The sequence below is a fragment of the Nesterenkonia aurantiaca genome, from assembly GCF_004364585.1.
Lineage (GTDB): Bacteria > Actinomycetota > Actinomycetes > Actinomycetales > Micrococcaceae > Nesterenkonia > Nesterenkonia aurantiaca.
This window is the reverse complement of record NZ_SOAN01000003.1, coordinates 1-22,239: the sequence shown is the minus strand read 5'-3', so window position 1 is coordinate 22,239 and position 22,239 is coordinate 1. Positions and strand designations below refer to the sequence as shown.

Here is a 22,239-nt window from a genome sequence, read left to right as displayed (position 1 = left end):
TGGTCAGAACACCATGCCGAAGGCTATCGGTCCCAGGAGCACGGTGAAGATCGTGATCAGGATGATCCCGACGACGTTGAGCACGACACCGCCGCGCACCATCTCGGTGATCTTCACATAGCCGGTGGCGTAGACGATGGCATTCGGAGGGGTGCCCACCGGGAGCATGAACGCGCAGGTCGCGGCCAGGGCAGCCGGGATCAGCAGTGTGACCGGGTCCACCCCGATGCCCACCGCCACGCCGCCGAGGATCGGGATGAAGGTGGCTGCGGTGGCGGTGTTGCTGGTGATCTCGGTCAGCAGCAGCACGATGGTGACCACCACGGCCAGCAGCAGCACGATCGGCAGCGCGCCGAGGCCGCTGACCTGTTCACCGAACCAGGCATCGAGACCGGTGCTGGCCACGGCCGCGGCGAGTGAGAGGCCGCCGCCGAAGAGCAGCAGCACACCCCAGGGAAGACCTTCCTCGGCGTCCTTCCACTGCAGGGTCATGTTGCCGCGCTTGTCACCGGGGATCAGGAAGAGCAGCACGCCTGCGCCGATGGCGATCACGGTGTCGTCGAAGAGCTCCAGCCAGGGCAGCTGTTCACCGATGTCACCGACGCCGGAGAGCACTCCGGGCACGATCCAGCAGAAGGCGGCGAGGACGAATACGCCGAGCACGACCTTCTCTCCCTGGCTCATCGGCCCCAGGGCGGAGACCTCGTCATTGATCAGCTTCTTGCCGCCGGGGATCTCCGCGAGCTGGAATCGGAACATCACCCGGGTGATCAGCAGCCAGGAGAGTCCGATGAACACGACCACGATCGGCACCCCGAGGATCATCCACTGGGCGAACCCGACGGTCTCACCGAGCTCCTCACTGATGTAGCCGGCCACGATGGCATTGGGCGGGGAGCCCAGCAGGGTGCCGAGCCCGCCGATGGTGGCGGCCCAGGCGATCGCCAGCACCAGGGCGACGCCGAAGATCCGCACCTCACGGTCCTCGATGACGTCGCTGATCGCCTTGCCCGACCGGATCTCCTCGGTCAGGGAGGCGCTCTCGGCCTGGGTGCCGGTGTTGCGGCTGTTCTCCACCACCAGGGTCAGCACGCTCAGGCCGATGGGCAGCATCATCAGGGTGGTCGCGGTGTTGGAGACCCACATGGACAGGAACGCGGTGGCGATCATCATCCCGAGGATGATCTGCCGGGGGTGCGTGCCGACCCGTTGCAGCGTCAGCAGCGCGATCCGGCGGTGCAGGTTCCATTTCTGCATCGCGATGGCGATCAGGAAGCCGCCGAGGAAGAGGAACACGATCGGGTTCGCGTAGGGCGCGGTGACCTCGGCGACCTCCAGCGCGGTGAGCACCGGGAAGAGCACGATCGGCAGCAGCGAGGTGACCGAGAGCGGCATCGATTCGGTCATCCACCACACGGCCATCAGCACCGCGACCCCGGCCACCAGGCGCGCGTCGGCGGACATGTCGGCGGCGCCGAGCAGCGCCCAGACCAGGATGGCCAGCCCGATCCCAAGCGCTCGGAAGGCCCAGGTCTTCGCCGGTGGGCGTGTGGGGCCTCCGGTGTCGATGATGCCTTCGCGTCGGGCCTGATCGGGCGTCGCGTCTCCGGACTGATCGCTCATGGCTGCATCTCCCACCTTGTTCCGAGACCGCCCACCAGGTGGAGTGACGTGTCTCACGTGTGGATCATAACCTAGGGCACTCCAGTGGGACTGACCAGGGCCCCGGACCCGGAATGTCTCGCCGAGCCCCGGGCCCGCTGGGAGTTCCGGTGCAGCTGGGCGGGAGAGGTTGCGTATGCTTGTCCCCGATGTTCTGGCGGCCGCCTGTGCATTCGTCGCGGCGGGCTGTTGGCTCTGTTCGCTGAGCCAAGGACGCGTGACACAGATGAACAGCCAGGACAAGGCACCCCGAACGGTGCCAGACGCCGAACGAAACGGCGTGAGCCGGACCCCGGGCCGCTCGCGCCCCAGCGGTGTCTTCATCATCTCGATGGCGGCGCTGCTGAGCTTCGTGCTCTGGGCGGCGCTCGCGCCGGAGAATCTGAACCTGGTGATGACGGCGGCGTCGACCTGGTCCTCGCAGAACATCGGCTGGGCCTACCTGGTGGTCACAGCGGGCTGCATCGCGCTGATGGTCTATCTCGGACTGAGCAGGTTCGGCAAGATCCGGCTGGGCGAGGATCATGACCGCCCGGAGTTCAGCAACTGGTCCTGGATCGCGATGATCTGCGGCACCGTGATGGGCATCGGGCTGATCAGCTACGGCGCGGCCGAACCGATGAGCCACTTCATGGTGCCACCGCACGGCCTCGCAGAGCCTGAGACCCTGGACGCCGCGGTGCGCGCGATGCAGTTCTCCTACTTCAACTGGGGCCCCAATGCCTGGGCGCTGTTCGGCGTCTTCGGGCTGGCCATCGCCTACTCCACCCACAGGCGGCACAACACCGGACTGATCTCCCCGATGCTGCGCCCGGTGCTGGGCAAGAGCATGGACGGCTGGGCGGGCCAGCTCATCGACATCTTCACCATCATCGCCACGCTCTTCGGCACCACCACCTCGCTGGGACTCGGCGCGGCGCAGATCGCCGAGGGGGTCAACAGCCTCACCGGGATCCCCTCGGATCTGTTCGTGCAGGTCATCATCATCGGGGGGATCACCGTGGTCTTCACCCTCTCCGCGATGTCCGGGGTCACCCGCGGCATCAAATGGATCAGCAAGGCCACCATGCTCGCCGCCGCGGCGCTGGGCGTGTTCGTGCTGGCGGTGGGCCCGACCAGCTTCATCAGCAACCTGTACTTCCGTTCCATGGGACAGTTCCTCGCGGAGTTCCCGATGGTCGCGCTGCTGACCCCGGGCACCCCGGAGGACCTGCAGTGGATGCAGTGGTGGACCTACTTCATGATGGCATGGTGGCTGAGCTGGGGCGCCTTCGTCGGCATCTTCCTGGCGAAGATCTCCAAGGGGCGCACCATCCGGGAGTTCGTGGTCGCGGTGCTCGGCGTACCGACCCTGGTCTTCAGCCTCTGGTTCACGATCTTCGGCGGCTCCGCGATCCATCTCGATATGTTCTCCGGCAACAGCATCGGCGAGGCCACCTTGGAGGACACCAACGTGACCTTCTTCGCGCTGCTCGATGCACTGCCACTCGCGGCCATCACCTCGGTGCTCACCGTGGCTATGGTGGTGCTGTTCTTCGTCTCCAGCGCCGACTCGAACACCTTCGTGCTCAGCGTGCTCTCCTCGCGCGGCTCGATGTACCCGAGCCGACCCATGCTGGGCGTCTGGGGCCTGCTCACCGGGCTCTGCGCCATCGTCCTGTTGATCGCCGGCGGCCTGCAGGCGCTGCAGCAGACCGCGCTGCTCTCCGCGGTGCCATTCACCATCATCGCCACCCTGCTCGGGATCTCGCTGGTCAAGGAGCTGCGCCGGGACGCCCGGTTCGTCCGGCGCGCCGAGCCCCGCCGAACGGTCGACGCCGAGCCGCACACCGTGAGCTGATCCCGCGATGTGGACGAGTTCTGCGCAACAATGAGGCGTATGAGCCCCCACGACGCCTCCGCAGAACACCCGCAGGACCCACCCCAGACACCGGTGGGACCCCGGGACAGCTCCCGCACGCCGCGCTTCGCCGGCCCCGCCAGCTTCGCGCTGCTGCCGCTTCTGGAGACGGTGGGCACCGCTGACATCGCGGTGGCCGGGGTGCCCTTCGACTCCGGGGTGAGCTACCGGCCCGGCGCAAGGTTCGGGCCCGCGCATGTGCGCGAGTCCTCCCGGCTGCTGCGCCCGTACAACCCCGCCCAGGACATCTCACCCTTCGCGGTGCAGCAGGTGGCCGACGCCGGGGACATCGTCGCGAACCCCTTCGATCTGGACCAGGCGATGGAGCAGGTCTATCAGGGAGCGAAGGAGCTGCTGACCCGCGCGGGCAGGCTCGCGGTGATCGGCGGCGACCATACGATCGCCTATCCGCTGCTGCGCGCCGCGGCCGAGCAGCACGGCCCGGTGGCGGTGCTGCATGCGGATGCGCATCTGGACACCTGGGACACCTATTTCGGGGTTCCGCTCACCCATGGCACCCCGTTCCGACGAGCCTCGGAGGACGGGTTCATCGATCTCACCGCGAGCGCGCATCTGGGAATCCGCGGACCGCTCTACGGCAAGGGCGATCTCACCGACGACGCGCAGCTCGGGTTCCAGATCACCAGCAGCGAGTACATCGAGGAACACGGGGTCCCCGCAGCGATCACCCGGCTCAAGCAGCGCCTGGCCGGGAAGCCGGTCTACATCTCGGTGGACATCGACGTGCTGGACCCGGCCCACGCCCCCGGCACCGGCACCCCGGAGGCCGGTGGGCTGACCAGCCGCGAGCTGCTGCGGATCATCCGTGCCCTGAGCGATCAGCAGATCGTCGGCGTGGACGTCGTCGAGGTCGCCCCCGCCTATGACCACGCGCAGCTGACCGGGATCGCGGCCGCGCACGTGCTCTACGAGCTGATCTCCGCCATGGGCGCTGAGCGGGTCCGGCCGGCGCGCTGAGCGCGCGGACCGGACCCGCTCAGCGGCCGGACCCGCTCAGGCGCTCGGGGCCGGCAGCTGCGCTCAGGGCGTCAGACGACGGCGCAGCTCTTCGCTCTGGGCCGCGATGGACTCCGGCAGCGAGTCGCCGAACTGAGCGAACCACTCGTCGATTCCGTCGAGCTCGGTGAGCCACTCCTGGCGGTCCACGGTGATCGAGTCCTCCAGCGCCTCCGGGGTGATCTCCAGCCCGGTCAGGTCCAGGCCGTCCATCGTGGGGGTGAAGCCGATCGGGGTCTCCACCGCCTTGCCGCCTCCTTCGAGGCGTTCGGTGACCCACTTGAGCACGCGCGAGTTCTCGGAGAACCCGGGCCAGGAGATCTTCCCGTCGCGCCCCCTGCGGAACCAGTTCACCAGGAAGATCTCGGGCAGCTTGGACTGGTCCGCCTGCCCGGAGACCTCCACCCAGTGCCTGAGGTAATCCCCGGCGTCGTAGCCGATGAACGGCAGCATCGCCATCGGGTCCCGCCGCACATTGCCCACCGCGCCCTCTGCCGCCGCGGTGGTCTCCGAGGAGAGCGTGGCGCCGAAGAAGATCCCGTGGTTCCAGTCCCGGGCCTGGGTGACCAGCGGGACCGTGGTCTTGCGCCGTCCGCCGAAGAGGATCGCGTCCAGCTTGACCCCGTTGGGCTCGGAGTACTCCGGGGCGAGCATGTCGGTCTGATCGATAGGGGTGCAGAACCGGGCGTTAGGGTGGGCGGCCGGCTGTTCTGAGTCCGGCGTCCAGTCCTCACCGCGCCAGTCGGTCAGATGGGTCGGGGTCTCTTCGGTCATGCCCTCCCACCAGACGCCGCCGTCGTCGGTGAGCGCGCAGTTGGTGAACACCGAGTTGCCCTTGGCGATGGCACGCATCGCGTTGGCGTTGGTGTGCCAGCCGGTGCCCGGGGCGACCCCGAAGTAACCGGACTCCGGGTTGACCACCCGGAGCTCGCCGTCGTGACCCGGCCGGATCCAGGTGATGTCATCCCCCAGGGTCTCAGCCTTCCACCCCTGAAGGGTGGGGTCGATCAACGCCAGGTTGGTCTTGCCGCAGGCCGAGGGGAAGGCACCGGAGATGAAGTAGCTGCGGTTGGCGGGGCTGGTGAGCTTGAGGATGAGCATGTGCTCGGCGAGCCAGCCCTCGTCCCGGGCCATGACCGAGGCGATGCGCAGCGCGTAGCACTTCTTGCCCAGCAGCGCGTTGCCGCCGTAGCCGGAGCCGTAGGACCAGATCTCTCGGGTCTCCGGGTAGTGCACGATGTACTTCTCCTCGTTGCACGGCCAGGGGACGTCCTGCTGGCCCGGCTCCAAGGGTGCGCCCACGGAGTGGACCGCCGGGACGAAGAACGCGTCCAGCTCCTCGATCTTGCGCAGCACATCGGTGCCGATCCGTGCCATGATCCGCATGCTGGTGACCACGTAGGCGGAGTCGGTGATCTCCACGCCGAACTTGGGGTCCTCGGCGTCGAGATGACCCATCACGAAAGGGATCACGTACATGGTGCGCCCGCGCATCGCCCCGTCAAAGACGCCGCGCAGGGTCTCGCGCATCTGCGCGGGCTCGACCCAGTTGTTCGTGAAGCCGGCATCGCGCTCGTTCTCCGAGCAGATGAAGGTGCGGGACTCCACCCTAGCCACATCGGCGGGATCGGAGAACGCGGCGAAGGAGTTGGGGAAGTCTGGGCTGGTGAGCCGTGTGAATGTTCCGGATTCGACCAGTTCGTCGGTGAGTGTGCGGTGCTCGCTCTCGGATCCGTCCACCCAGTGGATCCGGTCGGGCTGAGTCAGGGCTGCGATCTCCTGGACGAAGTTCAGCAGCGGGGCATGTGTCGTGGGAGCCTCGGCCGTGATCGCAGGATCCCTGGTCCCTGATCCATTCGATCCACTCGCACCGGGCGCCGTTGCAACGGTGTTGACCATTGTTTCCCTCCATTGGGTACAGGTTCGTTCTGACCCCCTCCTGGTTGGTGAGACCAGGACCCAAGGACGTGGGACGCCGATCATGTCCCGGTGCGCACAGCACTGTACGCACACATCCCTGCATCCCCGTCAGCACCGATGGGGACCAGCTACATACCACTGTAGCGTTCCCAGATGACAGGGCTGTAAACGACGACGGCGCGGTCCACCTCCGCGCGGCGTCCCGGTCACACCCGGTGCGCCGCGAAGGATTTGTCGGCCCTCCGGTGTGCGTGTATAGTCTTCTAGGTCGCGATCGCTTGGCGGTCAGGCAGTGAAAAAGTAAATATGCGCCTATAGCTCAGCTGGATAGAGCGTCGGTCTACGGAACCGAAGGTCGGGGGTTCGAATCCCTTTGGGCGCACCAAAGACCTTCATGGAACACCCCCTGAATCGCAAGATTCAGGGGGTGTTCTTGTGTGTTCCCAGACCTTGGAGGTCCGACCTTGGAGCCGAGACCTTGAGGCTCAAGGCTCGGCTGGCTAGTCTCAGCCCAGACCGATCAGCGTTGAACACCTCTTTGCGGGAATGAGGCTTCGCCATGACTGCACCAGGACGGGGGTGGCTGGCCAATGGCCTGGCCGGTGTGCGCATCCTGGGCCACCTGGTGACCGGGCCGCTGCTGCGCCGTCGCAGGATGGGTTGGGGAGCTGTTTGTTCCGAGGTCGAGGCCGACTGGCCAGGAAATGAGCTGATCCCGGATCCGGCCTGGACCGCCACCCATGCCGTGACCGTCGCAGCGTCTCCGGAGCAGATCTGGCCCTGGTTGGCTCAGCTGGGACAGGGCCGCGGCGGGTTCTACAGCTTCGAACGGTTGGAGAACCTCCTCGGGTGCCAGATCCGCAACGTCGACCGGGTCCTCCCGGAGCACCAGGACGTCGTCGCCGCCGGAGAGGTTCGACTGGCACCTCAGATGGCGATGCGCGTGGCACGAGCCGAGATCGCCGCCGACCTGGTGCTGGTCGCGGACTTCCGGGCCGCTGACGCAGAGACCACCGACGCGGTGGGTCCCGGCTCAGCGCATGCCGGCTCAGAAGACCCCGGCTCCCGCACCGGCGGTTCGGTTGCGGCGGTGGCTGGCGTCTGGTCCCTGCATCTGAGGCCGAGGCCCGAGGGCGGCACACGCCTGATCGAACGTCTCCGCTACGCCAAGGCTCGTTCCTTTCCGGAGCAGATCTTCGGCTCACGCCACCTGATCGAACCGATCAGTTTCGTGATGAGCAAAGAGATGCTGTGCAACATCAAAGAGCTAGCGGAACGAGGCGCGCTCGCCTCGCGCTCCGGGGCGGATCACATCGAGCCGACATTGGCCTGACTCCAAGGGTTCCCGTGGGGTTTACCCAGTCCTATCCTGAGAACAGGTCCATTGGGAGATCCAGCCGAGGGAGCTCGTCATGGCAGAAGCACCTTCACCGAGGCCATCCGAAGACGCACCCGCTCCCCCCAAGACAAGACCGGGTCAATGGGCCCTGCTGATCGTCGGCGCACTCTTGCATGGCGCTGGCAGCACCCTGCTGCTCACGGCGGCGCTGGCGAGTCTGATCCCAGAGCCGGGCGAATGGAAGTTTTGGCCGTACTACCGAGTCGACTACATGACCGAGTGGGACGCGCAGCAGGCCACGCAGTGGTGGGAACAGCTCCAGGACACCATCCCCACGCTGCTGATCATCGGCGCGGCGGCCCTCGTGGTCGGCGTCGTCGCCCTGCTCTTCGGCGCGGCCGGACTCGGCCGTGACATCGACCCGCAACGCACCGCCCCAGCAGGCGGCGGCGGTACCGCCGGTCTGGACAGCCCCGGTGCAGGTGGTGTCAGTGCGGGCAGTGTCGACACTGCCCAGCGAAGCTCGGTCTATCCGGTCCGGCTCACCGGGCACCTCGATGCACCATCCCGGGCCCTGTGGCTGGTGAAGTGGCTGCTGGCGATCCCGCACTACATCGTGCTGGCCCTGCTCTGGCTCACCGCGTTCGTGACCACCCTTGCGGCGGGGCTGGTCATCCTCTTCACCGGAAGGTACCCCCGCGCCTGGTTCTGCTTCAACGTGGGAGTCCTGCGCTGGTCCTGGCGCGTGGGCTTCTACGGCTATTCGGCGCTGGCAACGGATCGGTATCCTCCCTTCACCCTGGCCTCTGCGGACTATCCAGCAGACCTGAGCATCGCCTATCCCGAGCGGCTCTCGCACTGGATGGTGCTGGTGAAGTCCTGGCTGTTCGCGATCCCTCACCTGTTGCTGATCGGGATCTTCACCACTCCCTCAGGCACCGGCTGGCAGAGCAGCTGGGAGAAGACGGGCAGCGGCACCGGACAGACCACCGGTTCTGGCGGCGGCTTCTCACTGCTGGGCCTGTTGCTGCTGATCACCGTCATCATCCTGCTCTTCACCCGGCGCTACCCGCGGGGGATCTTCGACTTCGTGATGGGCCTGAACCGCTGGGGCAACCGGGTCGCCGCCTATGTGCTGCTGATGCGTGATGAGTACCCGCCCTTCCGGCTCGATCAGGGGCCGGTGGAACCAGGACCGGATCCTCACCCCAACCCGGGCGCCGCTCCGGACCGCACCCGGTCCGCCCCGGCCACCTGGACCGACTGGGTGTAGGCACACCATGAAGGCCTGGCGGAGCAGCTCGATCAGCACCACCCTGGAACGAGCCGAGATGCCGGTGCCCACCCCTGAGCCGGATGAGGTGCTGCTGCGCGTGGAGGCCTGCGGGGTCTGCCGGACCGATCTGCACGTGATCGATCATGAGCTTCCGCCACGTCGGGCAGATGTGGTTCCCGGTCATCAGATCGTCGGGATCGTGGAGGCGCGCGGCGCGGCGGTGCGGCGGATCGAGCTCGGCGACCGGGTCGGCGCGGCCTGGCTTCGCCGCACCTGCGGGCTCTGCGCCTGGTGCAGGACCGGCCGGGAGAATCTCTGTCCCGATTCGCTCTATACCGGGTGGGACGCCGATGGAGGCTTCGCCGATTACGCCACCGTCCCGGCAAGCTACACCTATCCCCTGGGGCCGGAGGCCGATCCGGTCCGGACCGCTCCGTTGCTCTGCGCGGGGATCATCGGCTACCGAGCGTTCATGCGGAGCAGGCTTCCCCCGGGCGGCCGGCTGGGCCTCTACGGATTCGGCTCCAGCGGGCATCTGACCGCGCAGCTGGCGATGGCTTTCGGTGCGCAGGTCTGCGTCATGACGCGCGGGCAGACCAACCGCAGGCTCGCCCGGCAGCTCGGCGTGGACTTCGTCAGCGATGCCTTCGCGGAACCTCCGGGCCCTTTGGACGCCGCGATCATCTTCGCCCCCGCTGGAGAGCTGGTCCCGGCAGCGTTGCGGGCCACAGCCCGGGGCGGCACCGTGACGATCGCTGGCATCCATATGAGCGACATCCCGCAGATGCCCTATCAACAGACCCTCTTCTATGAACGGGATCTCCGGACGGTCACCGCAAACACCCGCACCGACGGCATCGAGTTCCTGAGACTGGCTCAACACCTCGGCATAGCGGCCGAGGTGACGGTCTACCGCTTCGATGCGCTTCCGACCGCTCTGGAGGACCTGCGGGCCAGCCGCGTCTCCGGGTCCCTGGTGCTTTCCGACCGACCAGGGACCGTTTGAACGCAGCGGGTCAGTGCCTGCGCAGCCGGTGCGGCTTGTGCGTGGGAATCACCAGCACCGGGCTGACGGCCCGGTTCAGCACGGCCTGACTGACCGATCCCAGCAGAAGCCCGGCGAATCCGCCGTGACCCCGGGTGCCGATCACCAGCAGCGCGGCGGTGCGCGAGGCCTCAGAGAGCACCCCGGCGGGTGAGCCGTCGAAGAACTGCCAGCGCACCGGCACCCCGGCGGACTTCGCCGCCACCTCCTGGGTCAGCGCTTCCAGGTGATCGGTGTAGCGCCGGCGCAGATTGGGCAGCTCGAGGTTGTGCTCCACGGTGTTGGGATACCAGTGGCCCTGCGCGTTCAACGGTGCCGCGGAGACCAGGGTGAGCGGACTGTCGACGAGCTCCGCAGCCTCAGCGGCCAGGTGCACCACATCAGCGGCGCGATCGCCGACGTCGACGCCGACCACGATCTCGGAGTCAAAGTTGAGCGCGTCGGTGACGTTCGCGAAGGACCGGCGCGAATGTTCTCGGGCGCCCGACTCCTCCATCAGCGTCACCGGCTCCTCATGGGCCGCCTCGGCGTCTGGGCGGTCCTGATGCTGCGCCAGCAGCTCGGTCTCGGAACCGGACTCCCAGCGTTCCGGCACCACCAGTGTGGGGCAGTGCGCGTGTGCGGTCAGCTTCGCGGAGACGCTGCCGAGGAACCGGCCGGCGAACCGGTTGCGGCCGCGTTTGCCGACCACGGCGATGCGGGCGTCACTGCTCTCATCCACCAGGGTGGCGCCGGCGTCGCCCTCCGCGGTGCGGGTCGTGACCTCGACTCCAGCCTCGACCGCACGGGCGGAGTAGCTGTCAAGGAGGTCCTGCACGGAGCTCGCGGCCTCGGAGCGGTACTGGTCCAGCTGGCGGACATAGTAGTCGTCGGTCACGACTGGTCGGATGAATGTTCCGATAAGACGCAGCGGCCATTCGCGCTGCCGAGCGATCATCAGTCCCACCTTGAAGGCGCGCTCGCTGCCCGCCGACCCGTCGATACCGACCAGCACGCCTGGGACGCGGCTGCTGGAGGCTTCGTGTGCATGTGACATACCACGAGCTTACGGGCAGTTTCAGCATTTCTGTAGGGATTATTTTCATATTCAGATCACTGTTTCGCCGCAGTTCGAATCAGCGAGCGCCCGGCCGTCCTGAGCTCGCGGCACCGCGCGTGCCTCGAGCCGGCGGTGAGCAGGACGAAACCTGTTGCATACACAGGCAAACACAGATAAAGTGTGTCTAAACCCACACGAAAGTGGTCTGGGTCACTGAAATGGAGCTCTGAATGACACTGCTTGCCCCCGAACGGCACGAGCGGATCCTGGACCGATTGCGCCGCACCGGCACGATCACGGTCCAAGAGATCGCCCGCGACCTGAAGGTGACCAAGGAGACCGTCCGCCGCGACCTGGACCAGCTCGAGACGGCCGGCTCGCTGCAGCGCGTCCACGGCGGCGCCGTCGTGAGTTCTGCCCCGTCCCGGCGGGAGACCTCGCTGCGCCAGCGGCAGAGCGAGCACTCCGCGCAGAAGCGCGCGATCGCCCGTGAGGCGATGAGCTTCGTGCCCTCCTCCCCCGATGCCTCTGTGCTGCTCGACGCCGGCACCACCACCGAGGCGCTCGCCGAGCTGCTCGGCGCCGAGGAGCAGCAGCAGCACACCCGGTTCGTCACCACCAGCTCGGTCCCGATCGCCCAGAAGCTGGCCGAGATCAGCTCCCTGGACGTGGAGGTGCTCGGCGGGAAGGTCCGAGGGATCACCGGCGCCGTGGTGGGCGCGCAGGCCGTGGCCACCTTGGCGCACCGTCAGGCTGACGTCGCGTTCATCGGCACCAACGGGGTCGACGCCGGCTTCGGCCTGTCCACTCCCGATACCGCTGAGGCCGCAGTGAAGTCCGGCCTGGTCCACGCCGCCCGCCAGGTCGTCCTGCTGGCTGATTCCAGCAAGCTCGGCCAACGCACCCTTGTACAGTTCGCAACCCTGGAGGAGATCGATGTGCTGATCACCGATGCCGCACCGCAGTCCGAGCTGGCCCACGCGCTGGACGCCGCCGATGTCCGAGTCATCGTGGCGGTCACCTCATGATCGTCACCTTCACGCCCAATCCGAGCCTTGACAAGACCCTCGAGCTCGACGCCCCGCTGCGTCCGGGGGCTGTGCAGCGCGCGATCAGTCACACCACCGACCCCGGCGGCAAGGGGGTCAACATCTCCCGAGCGCTCACCGCCGCCGGCACCCCCTCGCTGGCAGTGCTCCCCGGAGACCCCGGAGATCCGGTGCTGCTTGCCCTGCAGGAGCTCGGCGTTTCCGCTCGGGCGCTGCCGCTGGGCGCGCCGCTGCGCACCAACACCGCGATCACCGACCCGCAGGGGATCACCACCAAGATCAACGAGCCGGGACCGACGTTCGACGCCGCGCTCACCAGCTCGCTGCTGGAGCTGCTGCTTCAGGCCTCCGAGGGCGCCTCCTGGGTGGCGCTGGCGGGGTCGCTTCCGCCCGGAGTCCCGGTGGACTTCTACGCCCAGGCGATCACCGCGCTGCGCAGGAGCTTCGGGGATCAGGCGCCGAAGATCGCGCTGGACACCTCCGGGGAGCCGATGGCCGCCGCGCTGCCTGCCGGGCCGGACCTGATCAAGCCCAATGCCGAGGAGCTGCTCGAGCTCCATGCTGCCTTCACCGGCTCGATCTCCACCGACCTTGACACTGCTCAGCGACTGGCCGATGCACTCGAGACCGACCCCGCCCGTGCCGTGCAGCTCGCCACCGAGCTCCAGCACCACGGAGCACGCGCCGCCCTGGTCACCCTGGGCGCCCATGGTGCCGTGCTCATCCCCCACCTGGAGACCACGCCGAGCGTCGACGCGCCCACCGCGCTGCGCGCCTGGGGACCGGCGATCGTGCCGCGTTCCACCGTGGGGGCCGGTGATGCCTCGCTCGCGGGCTTCATCGCCGCCGCCCAGTCCGGAGCCTCAGAGACCGATTCACTCAAGCACGCCATGGCCATGGGACGAGCCGCGGCAGAACTGCCCGGCTCCATCATGCCGACACCGCAGGACCTCAGCACCGAAGAGATCAGCACCGAACACCTCATCCTCAACCCGAGAATGACCACTACCGTGAATGTGGAGACATCATGAACACGATCATCACGCCGGACCTGGTGAGCCTGGACAGGCTCACCGTCGGCAGCAAGCGCGAGGTCATCGATGCCCTCGCCGCACTCGTCGGCTCCGCCGGACGCAGCGCCGCCGTGTCAGAACTCGCCGCCGATGTCTGGGCGCGCGAGGAGACCTCCGAGACCGGCATGCCCGGCGGGATCGCCATCCCGCACTGCCGCACCGGTGCCGTCACCGAGGCCACGCTGGCGTTCGCCCGGCTGGCCCAGCCGGTGGACTTCGGCTCCACCGACGGCCCGGCGGACCTGGTCTTCATGATCGCCGCCCCCGACGGCGCGGACCAGGCGCATCTGAAGATCCTCTCCGCCCTGGCGTCCTCGCTGATCAACGAGGAGTTCCTCGCTGATCTGCGCAGCGCCGACTCCGAACAGCGCGTGGTCGACCTGGTTGCCGAGGCGGTCCAGCCGGCACCGGTCACCGCCAACGCCGGGGGCCGCGGGGCCTCCAGCGGCGCTGCGGCGTCCACCGCCGGCACCGCACAGGGTGCAGGCCAGACCGCGACGACGGTCGGTCGCCTCGTCGCTGTGACCGCATGCCCCACCGGCATCGCTCACACCTATATGGCAGCAGACTCGCTGAAGAAGGCCGCGAAGGAAGCCGGCGTGGAGCTCCACGTGGAGACCCAGGGCTCATCGGGTGCAACACCGCTCGGTGCCGACACCATCGCCGCCGCCGACGCCGTCATCTTCGCCACCGACGTCGACGTCCGCGATCGCCACCGCTTCGCCGGCAAGCCCGTCATCGCCTCGCGGGTCAAGCGCGGCATCGATGAGCCGGCCAAGATGATCGCCGAGGCCCTCGCCGCGGCGAAGGACCCGAACGCCGCCGTCGTCGCCTCGGGCGGATCCGGGGACTCCGACGGTAGCTCCGCTGCCAGCGGGGAACGTGAAGGCTTCGGCCGCGCGACCCAGCGGGTCCTGATGACCGGTGTCAGCTACATGATCCCGTTCGTCGCCGCGGGTGGTCTGCTGATCGCGCTGGGCTTCCTGCTCGGCGGCTACAACATCACCGAGGTCGCCAACGACGTGGCCCTGGGGAACTCGCTGTGGAACCTTCCCACCCCTGATCAGCTGCCGGAGGAGTTCCTCGGCTTCGGCGCCCTCGGTGGGTATCTGGGCGCGGTCTTCTTCACCCTCGGTGGAGCGGCGATGGGCTTCCTGGTCCCCGCCCTGGCCGGTTACATCGCGTTCGGCATGGCTGATCGTCCCGGCATCGCCCCCGGCTTCACCGCCGGTGCGATCGCGCTGACCATGGACGCCGGCTTCATCGGCGGCATCGTCGGCGGTGTCCTCGCCGGTGCGGTGGCCCTGTGGTTCCGCAAGCTCAGCGTGCCGCGCTGGCTGGCCGGGCTGATGCCCGTGGTGATCATCCCGCTGCTGGCGACCCTTGTCGCCGGTGGACTCATGCTCCTGGTGCTCGGCGGCCCGATCGCCGCGCTGACCGCAGCCCTGGAGGGCTGGCTCAACGGCATGACCGGCTCCGCCGCGATCCTGCTGGGCATCATCCTGGGTCTGATGATGTGCTTCGACCTCGGTGGACCGGTCAACAAGGTGGCCTACTCCTTCGCTGTGGCAGGGCTCTCGGCAGCCGTCGCTGATGGCAACACCGGACCGCTGATGATCATGGCCACGGTCATGGCCGCCGGCATGGTGCCCCCGCTGGGCATGGCGTTCGCGACCTTCATCGACTCTCGCCTGTTCAGCCCGGCCGAGCGGGAGAACGGCAAGACCGCCGTGCTCCTGGGTGCGGCATTCATCTCCGAAGGCGCCATCCCCTTCGCCGCAGCCGACCCGCTGCGCGTACTCCCGGCATCCATGATCGGTGGCGCCGTCACCGGTGCGATGACCATGGCTTTCGGCATCACCTCCTACGCCCCCCACGGCGGCATCTTCGTGCCGTTCGCCATCGAGAACTTCTGGCTCTTCCTGGTGGCCGTGCTGGTGGGCTCCCTGGTCACGGCGTTCTCCGTGATCGCCCTGAAGCGCTGGGCACGTAAGGGTGTAACCTCTGCTGCATGATTGAACGCACTGCGGTGATCGCCGCGGCGGCCGGGCTCCACGCCCGGCCTGCCGCGGCTTTCGCGTATGCGGCGGCAGAGCAGCCGGTCCCGGTCGAGATCGCGAAGGCGGCCGCGCCCGAGCTTTCCGTGCAGGCGGACAGCCTGCTGGGCGTTATGAGCCTGGACGTCGCGCAGGGCGACCGGGTGGTGCTGCGCGCCACCGGAGCAGGTGCCGAACAGGCCCTGGAGACGCTGGTCCAGCTGCTGGAGGCCTCGCAGTGAAACTCCACTCGACGATTACCCGGACGGGGCGAGGCGGCCGGCCCCCTGCTCACGCTGAAGTGAAGCGTTCTGCGGCTACTCGGGATTGCGCCCAGACCATCCCTGTGTGAGATTGCGCCGAATCCGACGCAGTGCCCCACGTCCGCTCGCCGTCATGACTGTGGCCGCGATGGCGGCCAGGGCCGCGCTGAAGTAGAGCACAAAGGCCAGATTGTCCGAGCCCGTGAACATCGCGCCCGTCACCAGTAGGGCGAAGATCAGTACAAATAGTCCGGCCCGCATATCAGCGCCTCCTGTTAACAGTCCCGAGCTCGGAGGCCGGGAATCTCGCGCGGAATCAGTCCACCCTCACGAACAACAGGGAGTCTTCCCGTCGTCCACGGATGAGCATATGTGAGCGCAAGAGGGCTTCTTGCTGCATTCCGATCCGTCTCAGGACTCGCTGCGACGCGATGTTGCCCGGCCGGCACGTCGCCTCTACCCGCTGCAGTCCCAGTTCTTCGTGCGCGAAGCCCAGCACGGCGTCCGCGGCCTCGGTGGCGTACCCCTGACCCCAGAATCGGCGGGCCAACACGTAGCCCAGCTCTCCACGATGGTGCTCGGCACTTGTGATCGTGACCGAGCAAGCCCCCAGGACCTCTCCCCCAGCGGTGACTGCCCAGGTGAAGGACTCGCGCGCGGAGCGTGAAGCGGCGGCCATCGTGTCCTCGATGAACACACGAGTCTGCTCCAGCGTGTTCGGACCCCAGTCCATATAGCGACACACCTCCGCATCAGCGGCGTAAGCGTGGACACCCGGGACGTCCGCGGAGATGAAGTCGCGCAGCAGGAGACGATCAGTCGTCAGGTCGGGCATGAGGGACCTCTACGGGACCGCCTCTCGCGGACTCCAGTGATGTGGCAGGTCAGAGCTAGATTCCACCCTCGCGATGCCGTCGAGTGTGCACGGCCTGATTCTCGTGTGCCACGAATGCTCCACACCTGGTGCAGGTGAGCTGCGCACCACGCTCGGCCCTCTGGTACTGCTCGTGGACCGGCATCGACTCGAGTCCCAGGTACCGCTGAAGTCTTGTTGCCAAACCCATTCCAGGAGTACGCCATCTGTAAGTGAAGGCACCCGAGACGGGCCTTGTCACGACTGATCCTCGGGAAGGAAAATATCTTCGATGGTGCAGTCGAAGACAGCTGCAATTCGAAATGCCAAGGGCAGAGATGGATCGAAGCGCCCGCGCTCGATTGAGATGATCGTCTGGCGCGAGACCCCGAGTTCATCGGCAAGTTTCTGCTGAGACCACGCCAGGCGTCGTCGTGATTCGTGGACCAGGTTCTTCACGTCACCCTTTCCGTCGCAGCAGCAGGTATCGGATGCCGGTAGAAACGAAACAGAGTGCGAGCACCGCTGGGAGGACAAGTTTCAGGTCAACCTGGAAGTCGCGAGGGATGAAGGCAAGGACGAGGGAGGTGACTCCGAGGACGACGATGATGTCGTGAAAAGTGCCCGAGGTGGCTCTGTCGTACCACCCGGATTCGACCGAGTCGTCAGGATGCTGGGCTGCTCCTTTGAGGGTTTCGCGGTCGACGACGACAGCGAAGACCAAAGCTACGCCAGGAAATGTGAGAAAGGCGGCGAAGCTCAGGAAGCCCACGAGGGGTTGCGCGCCAGCGACACCGAAGACCACAGCGAGCAGACCTCCAGCTATCCCGATGAGGATCCCGAGAGGAACCGCGATTGCCATCGCCGGTGTGCGGCCGGTCCCGAATCTGGTGCGGCCCCACGTCGTGGGTGGTTGCTCGATGGTCACTTTGAGTCCCCCTAAATGAACAGTTCACTTGACGTACAGCTTCTTTTACATCCTCGGCTGTGTCAAGTGGACTATGCACCGCCAGAAGCAGACCCTGCGTCAGCCTGCGAGCCAATCGCTCACCGGACACTCCCCCACGTCAGGCCGGTCCGCTCGATTGCTGACTGTGGATCGCGACCGTAAGCGGCGGGGGCGCTATATGCCCCAGGTGGCAGTGTTGATCACGTGGCTTGCGAGACAGGTTCGCGGATAGTCGTCGGGAGAGAACGCAATGCCCAGCTTCTGAGTATCAGCGCCGCGGCGAGTGCGGCGAGACAGGCGAGCAGCCCGAACAACATGAGCGGACCGCCGACATTCTCCTCCCACCCCGCATGGAAGAACACTCCTGCCAGTAACAGCGCCATGATGCCCAGCGACACCGTCATGCCGTTCGCCCACCGCCGCACGCGGCCCGCCGAACCGTTCTTCCGCCACGGCCCCCGTGAGCAGCACCCAGCCGGCCAGCAGTGCAGCCTCGAATCCCAGGATTGCCACCGTCACGGCAGCCAGATAAGGGAATCCCAGATGTGCCACCTGCGGGTAGTCCTCGGCAAGCCCCGCGGCGACAAATGGGACCACGAGGAGTTGCGTGATGAGGGCTCCTAAAGCCAACGCTCCGAGAGTGATTCGGATGCCGAGGAACTCCGACGTGGTCACGCGTGGACCCTTCCCCTAGTGCTGCTCCCTGGCAGGAGCAAGGTTCTCTGGTGCATCCGCCGGAGACTCGTCATGAGAGCCCTTACCCCTCACCGAAGATGTTCTTCATGCGTCTTCGGCGGTGGGGTCGCGGTTCTCCCGACGCAGCAGGTCCCCGGGTTCACAGTCGAGAGCTTGGCAGAGTGCTTCCAAGGTGGAGAACCTGATGGCCCGTGCATGATTGTTCTTCAGTATCGAAATGTTGGCCGGAGTGATTCCGACCTTCTCGGCCAACTCGCCCACCGACATCTGGCGTTCAGCGAGCATGACATCGATGGCAACCCTGATGGCCATCAGACGACCCCTGCCAGTTCGCTTCTGTAGTCGATCGCCTGGACCAACAGGCCACGCATGACTGCCAGAAGCAGCAAGAGCGAGAGCCCCAGTGTCACGGCGCCACCCAGCCCTACGAGGGCTGGAGGCCCACCGACCTGGACGATGAATATCAGGTGCACGAAAACCGCTGCGGCCAATCCGGTGGTGATGATCAGCGCGACGAGGATGACATCCACCCATTTCAACGCCGACGCATCAAAGATTCGATCCTTCGACACCATCGACGCCAGTCGCCACGTAGCGACCAACCCGACCTGCACTCCCACGATGGCGGCGATCGCGAGAGTCGCGTAGGGCGCCGTCAGCGGCTCGATCTCAGGAAACACCTCGCCGGCGCTTCTTGCATTCACAGGGATCGCCACCTGGACGATGAGACTTCCCAACATCAGAAGGCTCAGGGCAACTCGGAGCCCGGTCGAGTACACAGTAGACATGTATTGATTATCAGGTGATTACTATTGTTAGTCAATATGCTGGATCTAACGTTGGCGGCATCCTGGTTGCGATTTCTGGTTCCGGGGAGATCGTGCGGACTTCCGGTTCGCCCCGCTAGGGTGAAGAGATGAGTGCGTCACGGACCCGGCACAGCGCAATGATCGCGGTCGCTGCGGCAGGTGGCTTGTTGATCACTGCGTGCGGCAGTGAAGAGCCGACGCCTCAGCCTTCTACCTCCCCGACCCACGACGACATCGACTGGGCAGAGGCTTACCAGCAGAGCGCACAACAAACGCCGGAAGATGATTGGCCTCGTGGCGACGTGCAGGAACCTGTGGAAGCACTTTTCTCCCGGCACTATGTGGAGTGGGGAGACTACGAGGAAGTCGACGACGAGGTCTCACGGTTCTTCGTTGTCATGGGCAACTTCGATTGTCACGGCTTGCAGTACAGGGTGGAGGAGACCCAGGACGAAGTGGCCGTCGCCGTGATCACCGGCACGCGTGAGGGGGTGAACGAGTGCACAGAGGAGGCCGTCCTGGGAGCCATCGATGTGGAGCTCGAGAACCCCGTAGGTGTCCGCGACGTCGTGGACCTCAGCCAGCGCCTCTAGCAACCCTGGCACTCACCACCTGAACTCGCCTTCTGTGCTCGTCGTGAGTTAGGAGACATCTCCGCATGAGATGGCGAGTGAAGAACGCCCGTAAGCCGATGGTCTAGCGGGCGCTGGAACGTCGTCGCCGCGGTGTTGCGGCAGCGACACCGTCACCAGATTGACCGAAGGCCCCAAGGACAGACTGAATCGCCGTGCCTCTGAGGGGCGCATCGATCCGTGGATCGTCATGGCGCTTCGAAAGACGATTGCTCCATCCACCACCGGTGTCCCGCGGAATATGGGAGTCCGCGGTGATGCCGAGGTGTCGCAGGATTGAAGCGGCCCGTGGGTAGGTCTATGCTCTCGGCTTGTGAATCACTCGAATCCCGCTGGTCAGCGGGCGATGCTTCGCCGAGTACGCCCGGTGCAGCTCATCTTTCTAGGTTTCCTTCTCACCGCTGCTGTGGGAACGGGATTGCTTTTGTTACCGGCTGCCACGGCCCCGGGGGAACAGACTGATTTCATACACGCACTCTTCACCGCCACCTCGGCGCTGTGCGTGACTGGCCTTGTCGTAGTCGACACGGCGACTCACTGGTCCCCACTGGGGCAAGCGGTGATACTGGTGCTCATCCAACTGGGTGGTTTCGGGGTCATGACGTTTGCCACCGTGATCGGTCTGATCGTCCTGGGGCGTCTCTCGCTGAGGTCAAAACTGGTCGCTGCCACCGAAGCTAAGAGTCTGGGCCTGGCTGATCTTCGATCCTTGATCCTGGGGATCGTGAAGATCTCGTTGAGCATCGAGGGGGTCTTAGCCGTGGTGTTGGTGCTGCGGTTCTACCTGAGCTATCAGATGGGTTTTGGCGAAGCACTGTGGCAAGGGGTCTTCCATTCCGTTTCGGCTTTCAATAATGCAGGCTTCTCCCTCTTCAGTGACTCGATGATGGGATTCGTCGCTGACCCGGTGGTCTGTCTTTCCATGGCGGCAGCGATCATCTTGGGTGGTCTGGGTTTCCCTGTGATCATCCAGCTGCGGCGACATTTCCGGACCCCCAGATTATGGTCGATGCACACCCGGATAGTGGTGTGGGCGACCACGCTGCTACTGGTGCTAGGTACAGCACTGATCACTGTGTTGGAATGGTCGAACCCCCGGACCTTAGGGCCGCTGCATTGGTCTGAGAAGCTCTTGGCGGGATTCTTTCAGTCGGTGCAGACTCGCACTGCCGGGTTCAACAGTGTCGATATCTCCGCGATGGAACCGACGACATGGCTGGGGATCGATGTGTTGATGCTGATCGGCGGGGCACCGGCGGGAACGGCGGGAGGTATCAAGGTCACGACATTCGCAGTGTTGCTGTTCATCTTGATCACTGAACTCCGCGGAGACGCCGCGGTGAACATCTTCGGCAAAAGGCTCTCTCGTTCCGTGCACCGTCAAGCTATCGCCGTGGTCTTGCTGGCGCTGGCTCTGATCACCGTGGTGACCGGGGTGCTGATGCACATCTCTGGTCTTCCTCTCGATCAGGTCCTCTTCGAGACAGTCTCGGCGTTCTCCACGGTCGGGCTATCGACCGGGATCACCGCGGATCTTCCGGTCCTGGGACGGCTTCTCTTGGTGATGTTGATGTTCATCGGCCGGATCGGTCCCATCACGTTTGCTTCCGCTTTGGCACTGCGGGAGCGGCGAACCAAGTATGAACTTCCTAAGGAAAGGCCGATCATTGGCTAATTTCAAACTCTTCGGCGGCACTGACCCCTCTGATGTTGCGCGCCCGGATGCTGTGGCGGTCATCGGCTTGGGACGCTTCGGCAGAGCCCTTGCCCTGGAGCTGATGGCTCACGGAACAGACGTGCTCGGAATCGATATCGATGAAGCGGTGGTGCAATCACTCAACGGCAAGCTCACCCACGTAGTCGCCGCCGATGTGCGAAGCGAAGACGCGATGCGGCAGCTCTCGGTGGATGAGTTTGATCATGTGGTGGTCTCGATCGCTTCGAATCTGGAATCCAGCATCCTCGCGACTTCTCTGATGCTCCAGTTCGAGATCAAGGAACTATGGGCCAAAGCGGTCAGTGAGGCTCACCGGGCGATTCTTGAACAGCTCGGGGTCCCCCACATCATCTTCCCTGAGCATGACATGGGCCGACGGGTCGCACATATGGTCAGAGGAAGCTTGGAGGACTACATCTTGATTGATGAGGACTTCGCGATCGCGAAGACGACCCCTCACCAGAAGATCCTCGGCCGGCCTCTCGGTGAGATTGATGTTCGGACTCTCCATGGGGTGAGCATCACCGCGGTCAAGCGCCTCAATGAGAAGTGGCAGCCCGCGACCCCACAGACGGTGCTTGGCGCTGAGGACATCATCCTCGTCTCTGGGCCTGCCCGAGCAGCAGAGGGGTTCAAACGTCTGCGCTGAAGACCCTCCCCAACCAACACAGGAACACGTCCTCGACCCACAACAACCGTCGAACTCTGAGCTCCTCACAGAAGACTGTTGGTTTAGAGGGAAACCTACTCCCGGGGGGGAGACAGCTGGGGGTCAGCCGATCATGGGGCGTGCTTCGGGGTAGCGGTACCGGACCCGGCTGCGCTGGCGCACGGTCAGCGAGGCGGCGAAGGTGATGATCCCGACTCGTCCGGCGAACATCAGCGCCGCGAGCACGTAGAGCCCCTCGGGCGGGAGGTCCTCGGTGAGCCCACTGGTGAGCCCGACGGTCGCGAAGGCGGAGAT

General features: G+C 65.8%; 21 protein-coding genes, 1 tRNA gene and 1 pseudogene. 13 read left to right on the top strand and 10 right to left on the bottom strand.

The window, feature by feature from the left end; all coding sequences use genetic code 11:
- Positions 1 to 3: 3 nt before the first annotated feature.
- Positions 4 to 1,623 (bottom strand): SLC13 family permease, encoded by a 1,620-nt coding sequence (locus tag EV640_RS04735; protein ID WP_036473792.1) that lies wholly within the window; start codon positions 1,621 to 1,623, stop codon positions 4 to 6.
- Positions 1,624 to 1,888: 265 nt separating this feature from the next.
- Here EV640_RS04735 and EV640_RS04730 point away from each other — a divergent pair, with 265 nt between their 5' ends.
- Both EV640_RS04730 and speB read left to right on the top strand, forming a co-directional pair.
- Complete coding sequence (locus EV640_RS04730) at positions 1,889 to 3,502, top strand: BCCT family transporter (protein WP_133726076.1); 1,614 nt, start codon at positions 1,889 to 1,891, stop codon at positions 3,500 to 3,502.
- 39 nt (positions 3,503 to 3,541) lie between these two features.
- On the top strand, positions 3,542 to 4,540 hold the full coding sequence (gene speB / locus EV640_RS04725; protein WP_133725951.1) for an agmatinase: 999 nt from the start codon (positions 3,542 to 3,544) through the stop codon (positions 4,538 to 4,540).
- 63 nt (positions 4,541 to 4,603) lie between these two features.
- Here the strand turns inward: speB and EV640_RS04720 are convergent, their stop codons facing one another.
- Positions 4,604 to 6,478, bottom strand: coding sequence for a phosphoenolpyruvate carboxykinase (GTP) (locus tag EV640_RS04720; protein WP_051500844.1), 1,875 nt, complete (start codon positions 6,476 to 6,478; stop codon positions 4,604 to 4,606).
- Between the two features lie 329 nt (positions 6,479 to 6,807).
- Between EV640_RS04720 and EV640_RS04715 the strand changes: the two genes are divergently transcribed.
- The 4 genes from EV640_RS04715 to EV640_RS04700 all read left to right on the top strand — a co-directional run bounded on the left by EV640_RS04715 (position 6,808) and on the right by EV640_RS04700 (position 10,120).
- Positions 6,808 to 6,884 (top strand) — tRNA-Arg (locus EV640_RS04715).
- Between the two features lie 174 nt (positions 6,885 to 7,058).
- Entirely contained in the window at positions 7,059 to 7,832 is a 774-nt protein-coding gene (locus EV640_RS04710; protein WP_133725950.1) for a hypothetical protein, read from the top strand.
- A gap of 79 nt (positions 7,833 to 7,911) precedes the next feature.
- Complete coding sequence (locus tag EV640_RS04705; protein WP_133725949.1) at positions 7,912 to 9,111, top strand: DUF4389 domain-containing protein; 1,200 nt, start codon at positions 7,912 to 7,914, stop codon at positions 9,109 to 9,111.
- A 7-nt stretch (positions 9,112 to 9,118) separates the two neighbouring features.
- Entirely contained in the window at positions 9,119 to 10,120 is a 1,002-nt protein-coding gene (locus tag EV640_RS04700; RefSeq protein ID WP_133725948.1) for a zinc-dependent alcohol dehydrogenase family protein, read from the top strand.
- 10 nt (positions 10,121 to 10,130) lie between these two features.
- On the opposite strand, the gene EV640_RS04695 is transcribed toward EV640_RS04700, so the two are convergent.
- Positions 10,131 to 11,195: a universal stress protein gene (locus tag EV640_RS04695; RefSeq protein ID WP_133725947.1), complete on the bottom strand. Its 1,065-nt coding sequence runs from the start codon at positions 11,193 to 11,195 to the stop codon at positions 10,131 to 10,133.
- A gap of 233 nt (positions 11,196 to 11,428) precedes the next feature.
- On the opposite strand from EV640_RS04695, the gene EV640_RS04690 reads away from it, so the two are divergent.
- From EV640_RS04690 to EV640_RS04675, 4 genes are read left to right on the top strand one after another with little or no spacing between them, the layout of a single operon-like run.
- Entirely contained in the window at positions 11,429 to 12,226 is a 798-nt protein-coding gene (locus tag EV640_RS04690) for a DeoR/GlpR family DNA-binding transcription regulator (protein ID WP_133725946.1), read from the top strand.
- Positions 12,223 to 13,278: a 1-phosphofructokinase family hexose kinase gene (locus EV640_RS04685; RefSeq protein ID WP_133725945.1), complete on the top strand. Its 1,056-nt coding sequence runs from the start codon at positions 12,223 to 12,225 to the stop codon at positions 13,276 to 13,278. The genes EV640_RS04690 and EV640_RS04685 overlap by 4 nt, the downstream gene beginning before the upstream one ends.
- The gene (locus EV640_RS04680; protein ID WP_133725944.1) at positions 13,275 to 15,335 is read left to right on the top strand and encodes a PTS fructose transporter subunit IIABC; all 2,061 of its coding nucleotides are present in this window, start codon (positions 13,275 to 13,277) and stop codon (positions 15,333 to 15,335) included. The genes EV640_RS04685 and EV640_RS04680 overlap by 4 nt, the downstream gene beginning before the upstream one ends.
- Complete coding sequence (locus EV640_RS04675; RefSeq protein ID WP_133725943.1) at positions 15,332 to 15,598, top strand: HPr family phosphocarrier protein; 267 nt, start codon at positions 15,332 to 15,334, stop codon at positions 15,596 to 15,598. Before EV640_RS04680 ends, EV640_RS04675 begins: the two co-directional genes overlap by 4 nt.
- A 337-nt stretch (positions 15,599 to 15,935) precedes the next feature.
- On the opposite strand, the gene EV640_RS04670 is transcribed toward EV640_RS04675, so the two are convergent.
- The 6 genes from EV640_RS04670 to EV640_RS04645 form a co-directional block, all read right to left on the bottom strand.
- Positions 15,936 to 16,454 carry a GNAT family N-acetyltransferase gene (locus tag EV640_RS04670; RefSeq protein WP_133725942.1) on the bottom strand — a complete coding sequence of 173 codons (519 nt, stop codon included), beginning with the start codon at positions 16,452 to 16,454 and terminating at the stop codon, positions 15,936 to 15,938.
- 276 nt (positions 16,455 to 16,730) lie between these two features.
- A complete protein-coding gene (locus EV640_RS04665; protein WP_133725941.1) occupies positions 16,731 to 16,931 on the bottom strand; it encodes a helix-turn-helix transcriptional regulator in 201 nt (66 codons plus the stop codon).
- A 1-nt stretch (position 16,932) separates the two neighbouring features.
- Complete coding sequence (locus tag EV640_RS04660; protein WP_133725940.1) at positions 16,933 to 17,400, bottom strand: hypothetical protein; 468 nt, start codon at positions 17,398 to 17,400, stop codon at positions 16,933 to 16,935.
- A 221-nt stretch (positions 17,401 to 17,621) separates the two neighbouring features.
- The gene (locus tag EV640_RS04655; protein WP_133725939.1) at positions 17,622 to 17,825 is read right to left on the bottom strand and encodes a hypothetical protein; all 204 of its coding nucleotides are present in this window, start codon (positions 17,823 to 17,825) and stop codon (positions 17,622 to 17,624) included.
- A 376-nt stretch (positions 17,826 to 18,201) separates the two neighbouring features.
- Complete coding sequence (locus tag EV640_RS04650) at positions 18,202 to 18,429, bottom strand: helix-turn-helix domain-containing protein (RefSeq protein WP_036473770.1); 228 nt, start codon at positions 18,427 to 18,429, stop codon at positions 18,202 to 18,204.
- Positions 18,429 to 18,905, bottom strand: a complete 477-nt coding sequence (locus tag EV640_RS04645; protein ID WP_133725938.1) for a DUF2975 domain-containing protein — start codon at positions 18,903 to 18,905, stop codon at positions 18,429 to 18,431. Before EV640_RS04645 ends, EV640_RS04650 begins: the two co-directional genes overlap by 1 nt.
- A 128-nt stretch (positions 18,906 to 19,033) precedes the next feature.
- Here EV640_RS04645 and EV640_RS04640 point away from each other — a divergent pair, with 128 nt between their 5' ends.
- The 3 genes from EV640_RS04640 (at position 19,034) to EV640_RS04630 (ending at position 21,924) form a co-directional block, all read left to right on the top strand.
- Positions 19,034 to 19,519, top strand: coding sequence for a hypothetical protein (locus EV640_RS04640; protein ID WP_133725937.1), 486 nt, complete (start codon positions 19,034 to 19,036; stop codon positions 19,517 to 19,519).
- 406 nt (positions 19,520 to 19,925) lie between these two features.
- Positions 19,926 to 21,233, top strand: coding sequence for a TrkH family potassium uptake protein (locus EV640_RS04635; protein ID WP_424991611.1), 1,308 nt, complete (start codon positions 19,926 to 19,928; stop codon positions 21,231 to 21,233).
- Positions 21,199 to 21,924 (top strand): potassium channel family protein, encoded by a 726-nt coding sequence (locus EV640_RS04630; protein WP_133725936.1) that lies wholly within the window; start codon positions 21,199 to 21,201, stop codon positions 21,922 to 21,924. Before EV640_RS04635 ends, EV640_RS04630 begins: the two co-directional genes overlap by 35 nt.
- 123 nt (positions 21,925 to 22,047) lie before the next feature.
- Here the strand turns inward: EV640_RS04630 and EV640_RS04625 are convergent.
- Positions 22,048 to 22,239, bottom strand: a pseudogene (locus tag EV640_RS04625) (potassium transporter TrkG); the annotation flags it as partial.